A 14,832-nucleotide genomic window follows, 5' to 3' on the forward strand; every position below is an offset into this window, starting at 1 on the left:
ACCGGTGCGCCTGACCCAGACCGAGCACGACGGGCGGTACTACCTGACCGGTGTCACCGAGGGCACCGACGAGGTCTACCTCGGGACCTACGAGTGCAGCGTGGGCCCCCACCACATCGCCTTCGACGACAATTTCAGCGATCCCCTGGTGATGCGGGCGTTCTACGATCCGGACGCCTATCCGGCCGGGCCCAGCAATCTCGTCGTGGGCTACATGCAGTTCGTCCAGGTACTCGTCGGGGGTGAGCCGATCCCGCCGGAGGTCTTCAACGAGTGGTGGGCGTCGCGGACCCCGTACGCGACCCGGCTCAAGGAGTCGGAACAGAGCAAGGACCGGGCGCTCGACCTGACGTTCGTCGACTTCATGGACCCCTGGCTGGCCAACGCCGTCCCGGTGCCGTGGTACGCGCTCAACGGGTCGAGAGTGGACGGCCGATCGGCGAGGCCGGAGAACTACTTCGCGCATCCCCGGCCGAACGGTTCGCTGTACCGGGTCTTCGATCGCACCGGCCTGAGCCAGGTGGCCTCGATCGTGTCGGGGGTGACGGCCGACCTGATGAACGCCTCCGACGTCGAGGCGATGATCAAGGGCGTCGAGCCGCTGGTCGAGATCCCCGCTCCGGAGAGCGAGACGCGGGAACCCTACCGGATCGCCATCGACCACCTGACCGACAACGCGGTGGACAGCGACGACGAGGACGACGCGCCGCTGCTCGACGGGGTCGACGTGGCGCAGATGGCGGCCAAGGTGGTCGGCGAGTTCGTGCTCCTGACCATCCCCGACGTCGAGAACGCGGACGAGAGGTTCGGCCCGACGCTGGTGATCAGGTTCTTCAGCTCGGGCACCCGCAAGGTCGTCGTCCATCTGGTCTCCGAACACGACATGACGACCACCTACGCGGCGGTGGCGACCCGGGCGCTGTGGCGGATCTTCGAGTACCTGCGCGATGAGAAGAGGCTGTCCGACGGGCAGTGGAGGACCGCGCTCGGCCCCCGGGGCCGTGGGCGCGGCGGCCTGGAGAGGGACCCGTTCAAGCTGAAGCCCAGTGATCTCGCGGTCGAGCTGAAACACACGACGATGGCGGTGTCGTCGTCCGGCCGCACGACGCGGGACGCGACGGTGCTCTCCGGGTTCACCTGGTCGGCGCTGCTGCGCTACAGCGACGACACGAGCCTGATGGAGTGCACGGAGATCCGTAAACCCAAGTTGGTCACCGGCTTCAACCTGAAACCGGGGCTGGAAACCTACCTGAACGCCAGGATGGCGACCTCGGCCCCGATCACCTACCCGATCGACGTCAGCAACTTCACCAAGGCCGCCATGCTCCGGGAGAACTTCGCGGCCGGCACCAAAGTCGGCTACGTGTCATGAGCACCCCATCCGACGTTCCGGACCCGCGGCTGGCGCTGCGGCCGGTGGTGACGCTGTCCTACGACGACGACCGGCTGGTCGTGGCGTGGACCCCGATCGACCTCGCGTACGCCTACCGGATCCTGGTCACCGCCGACGGCGGGTTCGAATACCGGGCCGAGGCCGATCAATCCCCGCTGGTCTGCGACTTCGTCCCCGGGCCCGGGATCGCGTACACGGTCGTGGTCGAAGCGGTCGGGATGCCGAGCGAGGGCGTCACGCTGACCACGCCGGACGCGCTGCTGATCCTGCGGGCCCAGCGCGACCGGCTGGTCGCCACGCGCACTCCGGAGGGCGTCCACACCTTCGGGCCCGCGGTCGTGGCCGAGGACGACGTGCGCGCGCTGATCGGCGGCTACCGGCTCACCACAGCGGCCGATCCGGTCCTGGACGAGGCCGCGCTCACCCTGACCGTGGCCGGGACCTCCACCGATCTGACCGCGGTCGAGGCGCCGGTCGTCCTGGTCTTCACCGTCTCGCCGGACCACCTGCTCCAGGTCACCTGGACCGCCCGGCCGGAGGCCGGTTACCGGCTGGCCGACACGTTCGAGTCGCTGCAAGGGGGCGACTACGCCTACCTGGAGCCGGTCGCACCCGCGTTCGTCGCCACCACGTTCGCGCACCCGGATCCGGAGATCTTCTTCGAGCTCCAGCCGGGGCTCTCCTTCCAGGCGGGCGTGGCCGTACCTGAGGGGACGCCGACCAGGGTCGGCGGCGGGTTCACCGTGGACGCCGACGGCGAGCCGGGGTTCACCTGGGACGGCGAGGGCCCGCTCGGCCCGGTGGAGATCCGGCCGATCGGGCAGCCCGCGCTCGAACTGACCGGCGGGCTGGTCACGCTGACGCCCGAGCGGCTCCTGATCCACGGCTCTGTGCTGCTCGGCGAGGTTTCGGTCGCCGCCGAGCTGGACTTCCCGACGTTCGCCACGCCGAGCCCGGCGCTGCGGATCGCCGAGCCGCCGCTGGCCGGGACGACCGCCGCCGCGCTGCTCGAAGCGATCGGGCTGGCCGACGCGGTCGGCGACCGGCTGCCCGCCGCTCTGCTGGAGCTGGCCGGGGTCTCGGTCGGCGAGCTCATGATCGTCGCCGCGCTGGACGGGAGCGAACCCACGGTCACCGTCGTCACTCTGGACTTCGGCGGCGACTGGGACATCGCCACCGGCCTCAGCCTGGGCGGCTTCCGGCTGGAGGCGACCGTACGGCAGGCCGGCGGTCTCCCGCCCTCCACCGGCGTGGCCGTGTCCGGCAGGCTGAACCTCGGGAGCGTCGGCTATGACATCGAGGCCGGGGCCTTCGCCGAGTCGCCGTGGTACCTGGAGATCGACCAGGCCGCCACCGTCGACGCCGCCGACCTGACCGGGCTGGCCGGTGACATGACGACGGCCGCCGCGACCAGTGTGCTGCCCGCCTCGCTCTTCGCCGGGTTCCCGCTGACGGTGACGCACGCGGCCGTGCTGGCCGACCCGGTGGCGGCCACGCTCGTCGAGGTCGAGTTCACGATCGCGCAGACCACCCCTTGGCAGATCGCCCAGATCCTCACCGTGCACGACTGGGCGGCCACGATCTCGATCGCCAGGGACCAGGCCGGGACCTGGCGGCCGGCCGCGCTGCTGTCCGGCACGGTCACGATCGGCGGTGCCGACTTCGCCGTCTCGGTGAGCGCGCCGCCCGGCGACGACCTGTGGACGCTGTCGCTGGAGGAGGGCTCGGAGATCCGGCTGCCCTCGCTGTCCGACCTGCTCGCCCTGCTCGGCGCCGACGCGCGTCTGCCGGGCGGGCTCGGCGACCTGGGCGATCCGGCGATCACCGGCTTCCGGATCGCCCTCGACCAGGGGCTGACCTCGGTCGCCTTCCTGTACGTCAGGATCGAGCAGTCGGCGGACTGGATCGTCATCCCCGGCACCGGCACCGACCTGCTGACACTCCAGGACTTCGCGGCGTCGCTCTCGGTCACGCCGGACGGCTCGGCCGGGTTCCTCCAGGGCACGCTGGTCGTCGGCGGCATGCCGGTGGACGCCGGGCTGGTCAAGAACGGGCCCGGCGAGGACTGGGTGCTGCGGGCCGCCTACTCCGACCAGATCAGGGTGCCCGGCTGGACCGCCCTGGAGGGCTGGCTGGCGCCGAGCGCGGCGGGGGCGTCGCTGCCGAGCGGGATGCCGCTGGCCGACGGGTTCGAGCTGACCCGGGTCTGGCTGCGGTTCACCGATGAGGACGGGGCGCTGACCGCGCTCGGGTTCACCCTGTACGCCGCGGAGCTGTGGAGCGTCGCCGACGGCCGGTTCGCGCTGAGCCGGGTCCGCGCCGAGCTGTCGATGGCGTGGCCGATCCAGGCGGAGACGATCGTGGCCCGGCTGGGCGCGGTGCTCACGCTCGGCGGGGTCGACATCGGGATCGCCGCCGTCAAACCGGGCGAGAACCTGCCGTGGGAGTTCAGCGGCGGTCTGCTCGACGGGCTCACGATCGACCTGATCGAGGCCGCGCGGAGCGTCGACGCCGTGACCGGCCTGATGCTGCCGTCGGACGCGCTGGCGAACGGCCTGCCCGAGTCGATCACCATCGAGAGCGCCACGCTGCGGGCCGTGCCCGACACCGGAGAACTGCACTTCGCGGGCCTCGTCGGCACCGACTGGACGATCACCGTCGCCGGCACCGACTTCACGGTGACCTCGTTCGGCGGCGCCGTCGACATCGCGGCGACCGGCGCGCCGATGGTCGCGCGGGTGACCGGCACGTTCGGCTTCGCCACGGTCGTCGCGAAGATCTCGCTGCTGCTCGGCACGGTGGACACGCCGACGATCCTGACCGGGGTGGTCGAGCCCGCCGACCTGGACGACGTCGACCTCGGCGCGGTCACCGCGATGGGGGAGACCACCGGTACCTGGGCCGCCGTCGTGCCGGCCGACCTCCCCGAGGTGGGGTTCACCGGGGTCACCTTCGCGCTCGACCTGACCGGGGAACGGTTCCTGCTGTACGGCGCGATGGGGTACCGCACGTCGGCCGACCACACGGCCGAAGGGCTGGTGTACTGCGCGCCGGAGGCCGACGGCTGGTCCTACGCGGTGGCGGTCGGGCTGGCGCCGGGGTTCGCGTTCGGCGACCTGTTCGAACCGCTGCGCCCGATCGACGCGATCCTGACCGTGCGCGACGCGGTGCTGGTGCTGTGCGACCTGCCCGAGGGCAGCACGCTCCAGACGGTGTTCACCGCGATGAACGACACGCTCGCCCTGACCGATCCGGAGGCGGTCTCTCCGATGGCGGTGCTGGACGGCCTGCCGGAGCTCGCCTCTCCGGGAACGCCGCTCGCGATGACGCAGGGGGCGTATTTCGCCGCGTGGCTCGACTTCTCCAGCCCGCTCCTGTCGAAGGTGCTGCGGATCGGCAGCGACGACACCCCGCCCAGCGTGATGCTGTTCGCCCGGATGGACCACACGAGCAGCGTGGACACGGTGTTCGGCGCGCGGTTGCCGGACATCGTGGTGCTGAGCACCCTGACGTTCACCGGGCTCACGCTGCTCTACCGCCCGAACCTGGCGAACCAGGTGGAGCTGACCGGCTCGGTCGGTCTGACCGGCGTGTTCGACACCGCGTACGCCTTCGACGTGTCCCTGGTGGTGAACGAGACCGGGCTGATCGCGACGGTCGAAGAGAGCAGCGAAAAGATCGAGAACCCCTTCCACCTGCCCGGCGTCGAGCTGTCCGGGCTCGGCATGGAGATCGGCTACACCTGGACGCCCGCGAGCTCGTCGTACGCGCTGACCGGCCGGGCGCTGCTCGGCCCGATCCCGGACGAGGGCGCCCCCGACGACCGGGCCTCGTTCAGGGGCACGATGTCCCTGGTGAACGGTGGCGCCGAGCTGTTCGAGATCGCGGTGGACCGCGACCTGAGCATCGGCCGGCTGCTGGCCGCGCTGGTGACCGGCAGCGGAGCCGACTGGCCGGTCGACTACCTGGACGTTGTCTTCTCCGACGGGACCTACGTCAGGTACGCCACCGAGGCCGGGGCGGCGGCCGACCCGGCGTACACCGCCGGGCTCGTGGTCAGGGCGAACATGCGGCTGACCCTGCTGGTCTCCCTCGACCTCACCCTCGACGTCACGTTCCGCAAGGCGCGCGAGACCGACACGACCTACTCGATGATGGACGCCGAGGTCGCCCTGCTCACCCCGATCGACCTGCTGTTCGTCCAGCTGTCCGGCGAGGGCTTCACCGGGGGGCCGGAACTCAAGATCCACACGGGCGCCGAGTCCTCGCTGGGCCTCTTCACGGCGATGACCTTCCTCGGCGTCGACTTCGGCACCACCGACATCACGCTCCGCAAGGGCTCCGACGGCGGCACGATCATCGACGGCGACCTGAAGACCGAGATCGACGTCTATCCGTTCGGGAAGCTGGGCTGCCACTTCACCTACACCACGCACCCCGGCCGGGAGAGCGAGCTGACGGTGACCGGCTGGCCGAGGTTCACCTGGGTCCGCGAGATGTTCGACGTGTTCGCGACGATCAGGTCGCTGGCCGGTTCGGGCTGCGGTGAGCTGGCCAAGCTGTTCGCCTCGGTCGCCTACCACACGACGTTCGACCTGACTCCGGCGATCAGGCTGGAGGGCGCGAACCTGGTCTTCACGCTGACCGGCGGCTACGGCTTCACCGTCAACGGCGCCACCCACCCGTTCCTGAGCGTGGACCTCCCGCCGATGAGGGTCGAGGTGGACACGTCCACCACCTGGCAGGAGCTCCCCGAGAAGATCGCCCTGGAGTTCGCGCTCGCCGCGCCCCGGCTGGTGGCCGACCTGCTGAACGACCCGGAGAAGATCGCCGTCCTGGTGGGCATGCTGGTCGCCCAGGAGACGCTGGAGGCCGCCCTGCAACTGGTCTGCGAGGGGCTCGTCGAAGGCGCGGTCGCGGCCGCCACCGAAGCCGTCGCGGCCGCCGCCGCGGCGGGACGGACGGCGGTCACCGCGGTCGAGGCGCTGGCCGCGGCCACCGAGTCGCTGACCGAGTCGGACGAGTCCTCCGGCGGAGGTGGTTCGGGTGGCGGTTCGGGTGGCGGTTCCGGCTCGGCGACGCCCGCGGTCCCGGTTCTGAAACGCCTTGAGTACGCCCCCGGAATGGTCACCGCGACCTGGGACGCCGCGTCCCGGGCCCACGGCTACACCTACGAGCTGCTCGACCCGGACGGGACCAGTCTCGGCTCGCACGACTACACGACGGTCCTGCGCGGCGACATCGAGGTCACCGGTGACCTGCCGGTGGGCGTCTACCACGGCAGGGTGCGGGCCTTCCGCGACTCGGAACTGAGCGGGTGGTCGACGTTGCCGCTGGTCAAGTCGCCGGCGCCGGTGGCCGCGCTGGCCCTGGGCGAGGCGGGGGTCGTGCTGGGCTGGACCGACGCCACCGACGCCGACCACTACGAGGTCCGGGTCAACGGCGTCGTGACCCAGGCGGCCGGAACGCTGCGCGAGCTCGTGCTGACCCCCGAACCCGGCACCCTCGTCGCCGAGGTGCGGGCCGTACGGGCGGCCGAGCTGCCCGGCGACTGGAGCGCGCAGGCCACGTTCGAGCTGCTGCCGACGCCGGAAGGGCTGACCCTGCGCCAGGAGGTGGCCCAGCTCAAGGCGGCCTGGACCGCCCCCGAGGGCCGGTTCGAGATCGAGATGGACGGCGCCGAGGTGCGCGCCGCGGGGCCGGACACCTCGATGACGTTCGACCCGCCCTTCACCGAGGGCGCCGTCCACACCTTCCGGGTCCGGGCGACGAGCGCGGCCGGAGCCAGCCTGTGGAGCGCGCCGGTCGCCTTCACCTACGCGAGCCTGCCCGAGCCCGGCGAGATCGCGATCGGCCAGGACGGTCAGGCGTTCCTGCTGAGCTGGCCGGCGCCGGTGCTTCCCCCGGAGGCGCCCTCGGTGTCGTTCCTGGCGCAGTTCTGGATCGGCTACGGCTTCTCGTGGGTCAGCATCGACGAGCAGGGCAACGTGGTCAACCAGGGCTCCAGCTTCACTGAGGTCATCCTGGGCGAGGCCGCCGGGCCGTACACCGGCGAGGCCGTCAGGATGAGCACGACCGACGGCACGCTGGAGCCAGGTTCGGAGTTCCCGCTCCGGGTCCGCTACGCCACCCCCGACCGGACCGGCCCGTGGACCCACACGAGCGCGCGCGCCCTCGACCAGGTCCAGATCCGGGAGGCGTCCTACGCGGGCGAGTCCATCCACGTCGCCTGGGACCCCATCGAGGGCGCGAGCTACGAGGTCCGAATGGAGCCGGGCGACCTCCGGCTCACCCCGGGAACCGACACGTTCGTGGACGTCTCCGCCGACGAGCTGTCCCCGGGCACCGTGTACACCTTCCGGATCCGCCCCACCGCAGGCGACCGGCTCGGCGTCTGGAACGACCCGCCCGCCAGGGTCGCCGTGCTCGACCCGCCGAGCGCGGTCACCGTGTCGTACGAGAACGGGCAGATCACCGTCGGCTGGCAGCAGGTCGACGGCGCCCAGCGTTACCGGGTCGCGGTGCTCGACACCTTCGGCAACGAACTCCTGACCACGGAGACGGAGACCGAGCCGGTCACGATCGACGCCTCCGGGCTGCCCCGGCTGCGCGGCCTGGGCGTCACGGTCGTCTCGCTGCTCGACGACCTGTCGTCGGCCGGTTCGCCGACCACGCCGTTCGACCTGATCGACCCGCCCGCCGACCTGACCGCCGACTGGGACGGCCTGCGCACCCGCCTCACCTGGTCACCGGTCGACGGCGCGGAGCAGTATCGGGTCAGGCTGCTCAACGCCCAGGGCACCGTGCTGCGTGCCGCGGTCACCACCCAGACCAGCGCCGAACTCCTCGTCGCCGGGGAGACCGCGCAGGTCAGGGTCGTCGGCCAGACCTGGTCGGAGCCCGTTCCGGTGGCCCGCTACACCGTGCTGCCGGTCGCCGGCGACGGCCCGGCGATCCTCCGGGTCTCCGAGCACGACCTGGACAACATCTACCGGCCCACCCAGACCCCCGTCCGGACCGGCTGGGTCGCGTCCGTCCAGGGGCGGGGCGGGCCGCTCTCGGTGCTGGCGCTGCTCACCGCCGCGCTGGTCAAGGCGGGATCGTTCACCCAGGCCCAGGCGTACGCGGCGCTGCGCGCCGGGACCGAGCACCCGATCGCCGACGAGGCGGGCGGCGCGTACACCACCCTCTGCCTGGGCACCACGCCCGGCGGCGCGTGCGGCGTCGGCACGCCGCACGCCGAGTTCGGCGGGGTGATCCAGGGCGTCACCCCGGGGCAGCTCGACGAGCTGTACGCGATCTTCCGGGACGAGCGGTCCGGCTGGGTCGGCGCGGTCACCGGACCGGACGGCGCGCTCGACGCGATCCTCCAGCTCGACGTGCTGCTCACCGCGAAGGGCGTCCTCACCGGCAGCGCGCCCTACCAGGTGTTCAACGGCTCGCTCACGGTCCCGTTCGCCCGCGAGGGCACCGGGCCGCAGGTGTGCGTCGCGTTCGGCACGGCCACCAACCTGACCGGCACCACGCTGCCCGGCGTGCGGGGCAGCGTGGTGTTCGGGGTGACCGACGAGCGGGTGCCGGTCTACACGCCGACCGCGCAGAACAAGAACTGGCTGGCCTTCCCCGACACGCCGACGCTGCCGCTGACGCTCCTGCTGCGCCTGGTCCGGCTGCTCGCCGACCGGGGTGTGCTGACCGGCACGGAGCCGTACGACGTCTTCAACACCCGGTTGATGCCGCGTGCGTCGACCTAGAACGTTCCGGTGAAGGCGCCCGGCTTCGTCACGCCCGCGCCGGGGCCGAACGTGTGCCGCTCGCCCGTCTTGGTGGTGACGACGTAGCCGGTCGCCGTCGTGACGATGTCGGCGGCCTCCGCCGAGCCCTCGGGCAGGTCGCCCAGGTGCTCGGCGTCGCCGAACGCGAAGACGTTCCCGGCGACGTCCACCATGACGTAGCCCTTGCCGGACGCGGTGCCCGACATGGCCACGATCGCGCGGTCGAACGTCGTGGCGTTGCCGTACCACTTCGCCGCGCCGAACGGGTGCACCTGCCCGGCCGAGGTCAGCAGCCAGTAGCCGCCCGTCGTCACCTCGATGTCGACGAAGGCGCCCGAGTAGCCCTCGGGCGAGGCGGTGATCCACACGCCGGGGCCGTAGACCTGGCCCGTCGAGGCCGTCACCAGGTAGCCGTTCGGGGCCGCGTCGATCGCGACCAGCTCACCCGTGGCGGTCGCGGGGCGGGCGACGGGAGGGGCCGCGTCTCCGTACGGGAAGATCTGGCCGCTCGACGAGAGGAGCCAGTAGCCCGCGCCCGAAGGAGTCACGGCGGCGTCGGTGACGCGGCCCGAGACGGCGGGGGCGGCGCCGGGCAGGCCGCCGAAGACCTGGCCGGTGGAGGTCACCGACAGGAAGCCGGTCCCGAACGGGCGGGCGCCGCCGCCGTTCAGCAGCGCCGGGTAGTCGACCGGCCCGCCGCCGGTCGACAGGATGCCCATGTTCTTCTTCGCGTGGACGACCCCCGCCACGCTGTAACTCGCCCAGAACGAGTCGAGCCGCCCCCCGTGCCAGCGCATCGGGTTCCGCACCACCTGCGAGTTCTGCCCGACGGTGACGACGTTGCGGGTGCCGTCCTTGTTGACGGTGACCCGCTCGACCACGACCACGTGACCGGCCGCGCCGCTGCGGTTCATCACCACCATGTCGCCGGGCACGATCGCCTTGATCGACCCGTTCGCCTGGCGCTCCATGCCCAGCGCCGCCGCGCGGGTGAAGATCTGCGAGGCGATGCCGACGCCCGAGAAGATGCCGGAGTGCCAGCCGCGCTTCAGGTAGAAGCGCTGCGGCAGCTCGACGCACTGCCACCAGTTGTACGAGACGCCGCCGACGTGCCGCTGACCGGCGCAGCTCGTCGCGGTGCTCGAACCGCAGACCGGCACACCGCCGCCGGCGAACCACGACGCACCGGCGAGCCGCAGCGGCGCTCCGGCCGCCGAGGCGTCGGCGGGCGTGGCGGACAACATGCCGGCGGCGGCCATTCCGCCGGCGATGATCTGTTTGAGAGGGGTGGACATCCGTCCCGCGTCCTTCCGTGGGTGACACGACGGGACGAAAGACTGCCGAAACTCACGTCACAGAATGTCTGGAATACCCCTTTGGTATCAGCCTTTGACGATCTGCTTCAGCCGGGCCAGCCCGGTCTTGGGCGGCGGCGGGGGAGCGGGCGCCGGCTTCTCGATGAGGCCCAGCACCTCGAGCCGCTTCTTCTTGAAGTAGCGCACCGGGCCGTGGGCCTTCACGTAGGCGTCGGCCGCCGCGCGCAGCTCCGGGTGGGCGGCGCTCTGCATGCAGTAGGCGGTCGCCTCGACCAGGCCCTTCACGTCGGTGACGATCGGGTCGGTCAGCGTGCCGTCGGCCTCCAGGCGGGGGATCGTCGCGTCGACGATCGTCACCGGCACGCGGTTGCTGTTCTCGTAGGGCGTGAGGCGCTCCAGCAGCAGCTGCGAGCCCACCGTGGCCACCGGCAGGTCGAAGAAGCGGCGGGCCGTCATCAGGGCCGTGGAGAAGCAGCTCACCACCAGGCGGGCGCGGCGCGCCGAGAACAGCACCTCGGCCGGGACCTCCTCGGGCGCGACCGTCAGCGCGGCGCCCAGGCCCGCCGCGATCTGGGCGAGCTCGCGGCCCTGCCGGCGGCTCGCGGCCGGGTGGGGCTTGAAGACGATCGACCGGTGGCCGCGCGCGACGACGCCGCGGATCATGTCGGCGTGGAGCCGGAACTCCTCGTCGGCGGTGAGGATGCCGAGCGAGGCGAGATACTGGCCGAGGACGATCGCCTCGCCCTCGGGCATCGGGCCCGACGCCACCGCGACCCGGCCCACGATGTCGGTGAACGCCCCGCTCGGCAGCGCCTGCGCGGGCACGCCGTATTCGGTCAGCAGCAGCGGCGTCAGGCCGGGCACCAGATCGAGGTGGAGCAGCCGCGTGATGCGCTGCGAGATCTCGCCGGGCAGCACGTCGCGGGTCGGGCTGTGGGCCATCAGGCCGTCGGAGTAGATCGTCAGCATCGCGTCCTTGAACAGGCCCGGCAAGGCTCGCGCGGGCGGCACGATGACCGACTCCAGCACCATCTCTTCGATGTGCTCCAGGCCCATGGCCTTCTGGAGCAGGCGGCCCAGCATCGGGGCCTCGATCGACCGGGGCTTCCAGTCGGAGGGGTGCAGCGGCGCGATGATCTCGTTCCACGACACGATCCGGTCGAAGCGGTCGCGCAGCGCGGCGAACCCGGGCGCCTCGTCGAGGCCGAGCGCGGCCTCGGGGATGTCGGCGTTGTTGGTGACGATCAGGACCCGCTCGGCGGAGCCCGGCGGGCCGAAGGCCCCGGCGTCGATCGCCGCGGCCAGGGACATGGCGCCGAAGAACCGTGAGGCGTGGAAGACCTGCGTCACGTTGCCTCCAGGAACCGGGCGACGAACTCCCGGCGGTCGGGGTCGATGGAGTCGACGCTCTCCCGGACCATCGCCGCGGGCAGGCGGCCGAGCCGGTCGGCGCCCCTGGCCTCGAACTTGGCCAGCATCTCGGGCGTGAAGCGCTCGTTGTTGGCCAGGTGGTTGGCCAGCAGCGCCACGAACGTGCGGACCGCCTTGGGCAGGAACCGCTCCTCGACCTCTTCGAAGACCAGGTCGAAGGCGTCGAAGAAGTGGAGCTGCCGCTCGTCGCCGATCTGGGTGAGCGACTGCGGCACGCCCCGGCGGTAGAACACCCCGGCGATCGACACGGCCGCGAACGACCGGGCCCGCTGGTGCAGCCGCCAGATCCACGGCCGGTCTTCCGCGGTGTGGAGGCCGCTCGGGAAGGTGATCAGGTCGCCCAGGGTCTCGCGGCGGTAGACGCCGGCCCACGCGTAGGGGTAGTCGACCATCGTCTTCGCGTCGGGCGGCAGGATCGCGTCGCGGGGGTCGAGCACCACCCCGCGCCGGGCGACCGGCGCGCGGTGGGTCTCTCTCTTCAAACCGTTGACCTGTACGTGGTCGACACGCACGAAGTCGCAGCCCAGGCCGTCGATCGCGGCGACCAGGTCGGCCAGGTAGCCCCGGCCGATCCAGTCGTCGCCGTCGAGGAAGGTCACATAGCGGCCGGAGGCCAGCTTCAGCCCGACGTTGCGGGCGTCGGCCAGCCCGACCGGCACCTGGTTGCGGATCAGGTGCAGGCCGGGGAGTTCCCTGCGGAACTCGTCGGTGATCGCGCCCGTGTCGTCGGAGGAGCCGTCGTCGACGACGATGACCTCGAAATCGGACCGCTGGTTGCGGACCAGGGACGTGAGCGCGTCGGCGATGTAGGGGGCGCCGTCGCGGACCGGAACGATCACCGAGAGGGAGATCACACGGTCACCCTGCGCAGGCGGGCCCGGGGGGCCTCCTCGCCGGGGAAGACGCGCTTGACGCCGTCGCCCAGGGCCTTCTCGATGATCCGGATGTCGCGGACGAGGTGCTCCAGGCCGCTCGGCTCAAGAGAGGCGGCGTGGTCGGAGCCCCACATCGTGCGGTCGAGGGTGATGTGACGCTCGACCGTGACGGCGCCGAGGGTGACGGCCGCCAGCGAGATCTGCAGGCCGCGCTCGTGGCCCGAGTAGCCGACCGGGACGCCGTAGCGCTCGCGGAGGGTGATGATCGTGCGCAGGTTGGCCTCCTCGGGAGGCAGGGGGTAGGTCGAGGTCGCGTGCATCATGACCAGATTCTGGGTGCCCAGGATATCGACGGCGGCGTCGATCTCCTCCAGAGTCGACATACCGGTCGAGAGAAGAATCGGCTTGCGGGTCTCGGCCAGCGCCCGCAGCAGCTCGTGGTCGGTGATCGACGCGGAGGCGACCTTGTGGGTGAGGACGTTCATGTTCTCGAGGAACTCGACCGACGGCACGTCCCACGGGGAGGCGAACCAGTCGATGCCCTTCTCGGCGCAGTAGAGCGCGATCTGCTGGTATTCGTCCTTGCCGAACTCCGTGCGGATCTTGTACTCCATGTAGGTCATCTCGCCCCACGGAGTCTGCCGGATCTGCGAGCGCTGCTCCATCGGCACGCAGATCTCCGGCGTGCGCTTCTGGAACTTGACCGCGTCGCAACCGGCCTCGACGGCCACGTCGATCAGCTTCTTGGCGATCTCGACGTCGCCGTTGTGGTTGATGCCGATCTCGCCGATGACGTAGACCGGGTGACCGGCGCCGAGCAGGTTCTCGCCGATGCGCACGGCCTTCGGCTCGACCGTGATGGCGCGCGGCCGGTGGGCCGGGGCGGGCCGCTCGGCGGGCGCCTGCGGCTGGGCGGCGAGCACCCGGTCGGCCAGCTCGCGGACGGCGCCGTCGCCGCCGCTCTGGGTCAGCACGACCCGGGCGGCCTTGAGCACCTGCGGGTTCGACCCGGGCACCGCGACCGGCCAGCCGACGAGCGCCATGCAGCCGAGGTCGTTGACGTCGTTGCCGACGTAGGCGACCCGCTCGGGGTCGAGGCCCTCGATGGCCAGCCAGTCGGCCAGCGCGTTCGACTTGGCCGACAGGCCCTGCAGCACCGGCACGCCGAGCTTGCGGGCGCGGGCGGCCACGACCGGGTTCTGCTCGGTCGACAGCACCAGCACCTTGATCCCGGCGCGCAGCAGCAGCGAGACGCCCATGCCGTCGGCGCGGGAGACCGCGACCATCTCGCGGCCCTCGGAGTCGACGAACGCGCGGTCGTCGGTGTGGACGCCGTCGAAGTCGGTGACCACGGCGTCGACGTCGATCGGCAGCGGCTGGTCGACCACGTGGGCCAGCGCGCGGACGATCTCGAGGTCTTCGGGGGTGTCGATCTCGTGGGCGGTCGCGCTCTTGACCGGCTGCACGGTGACGGTGCCGAAGAAGCGGTGACCGGCCTCCTTGAAGCCGTCGGCGCGCATGACGTAGAAGGCGCCGGTCTCGCGGTAGTGGGGCTCACGGTCCTGGCGGCGCGGGCGGGTGGCCGGGTCGTGGTTGATGCCGGCGCCGCCCTCCGTCCAGAGGAACTCGTAGGTCTCCAGACCGGAGAACACGACGTCGGCCTCGCCCGACTCGACCTTCGCCACGGCGGCGTCGATGTCGGCGGGGTCGATGAACGCGCTGGTCGCCTGGACGAGCAGCACGATCTCCGGCGTCTCGCCGAGGGCCGAGAGGGCGTGCAGCACGGCCGACTCACTGGAGGCGGTGGCGCCGGCGATGTCGGCGGGACGGTCGACGATCTGCGCGCCCGCGGCCTCGGCGGCGGCGGCGATCCCTTCATGGTCGGTGCTCACGACCACGGTGTCGACGGACCCGGCGCGAACGAGGGCGCTGACGGCACGGGAGACCAGGGGGATCCCCCCGACGCGCTCCAGGTTCTTCAGCGGCACGCCCACCGAACCACCACGGGCGGGGACAACGGCCAAGACTCGCACGGGTCAACT

Annotated in this window: 6 protein-coding genes; 2 read left to right on the top strand and 4 right to left on the bottom strand. The window is 71.6% G+C overall.

The window, feature by feature from the left end:
* Positions 1 to 4 precede the first annotated feature (4 nt).
* Both ACYQ78_RS05300 and ACYQ78_RS05305 read left to right on the top strand, forming a co-directional pair.
* Complete coding sequence (locus tag ACYQ78_RS05300) at positions 5 to 1,372, top strand: hypothetical protein (RefSeq protein WP_459799528.1); 1,368 nt, start codon at positions 5 to 7, stop codon at positions 1,370 to 1,372.
* Complete coding sequence (locus ACYQ78_RS05305; RefSeq protein WP_459799529.1) at positions 1,369 to 9,147, top strand: phage tail protein; 7,779 nt, start codon at positions 1,369 to 1,371, stop codon at positions 9,145 to 9,147. The genes ACYQ78_RS05300 and ACYQ78_RS05305 overlap by 4 nt, the downstream gene beginning before the upstream one ends.
* On the opposite strand, the gene ACYQ78_RS05310 is transcribed toward ACYQ78_RS05305, so the two are convergent.
* The 4 genes from ACYQ78_RS05310 to ACYQ78_RS05325 all read right to left on the bottom strand — a co-directional run bounded on the left by ACYQ78_RS05310 (position 9,144) and on the right by ACYQ78_RS05325 (position 14,823).
* Positions 9,144 to 10,463 carry a CHAP domain-containing protein gene (locus tag ACYQ78_RS05310; RefSeq protein ID WP_459799530.1) on the bottom strand — a complete coding sequence of 440 codons (1,320 nt, stop codon included), beginning with the start codon at positions 10,461 to 10,463 and terminating at the stop codon, positions 9,144 to 9,146. The genes ACYQ78_RS05305 and ACYQ78_RS05310 overlap by 4 nt on opposite strands.
* An 87-nt stretch (positions 10,464 to 10,550) precedes the next feature.
* On the bottom strand, positions 10,551 to 11,834 hold the full coding sequence (locus ACYQ78_RS05315; protein WP_459799531.1) for a polysialyltransferase family glycosyltransferase: 1,284 nt from the start codon (positions 11,832 to 11,834) through the stop codon (positions 10,551 to 10,553).
* Complete coding sequence (locus ACYQ78_RS05320) at positions 11,831 to 12,769, bottom strand: glycosyltransferase family 2 protein (RefSeq protein ID WP_459799532.1); 939 nt, start codon at positions 12,767 to 12,769, stop codon at positions 11,831 to 11,833. The genes ACYQ78_RS05315 and ACYQ78_RS05320 overlap by 4 nt, the downstream gene beginning before the upstream one ends.
* On the bottom strand, positions 12,766 to 14,823 hold the full coding sequence (locus ACYQ78_RS05325) for an N-acetylneuraminate synthase family protein (protein WP_459799533.1): 2,058 nt from the start codon (positions 14,821 to 14,823) through the stop codon (positions 12,766 to 12,768). Before ACYQ78_RS05325 ends, ACYQ78_RS05320 begins: the two co-directional genes overlap by 4 nt.
* Positions 14,824 to 14,832: the final 9 nt, after the last annotated feature.

The sequence above is a fragment of the Herbidospora sp. RD11066 genome (genome assembly GCF_054661255.1).

Excerpts from the sequence above, each read along its gene's own strand:
- ACYQ78_RS05310 (WP_459799530.1), bottom strand. The coding sequence starts at position 10,463 with ATGTCCACCCCTCTCAAACAGATCATCGCCGGCGGAATGGCCGCCGCC.
- ACYQ78_RS05305 (WP_459799529.1), top strand. The coding sequence starts at position 1,369 with ATGAGCACCCCATCCGACGTTCCGGACCCGCGGCTGGCGCTGCGGCCG.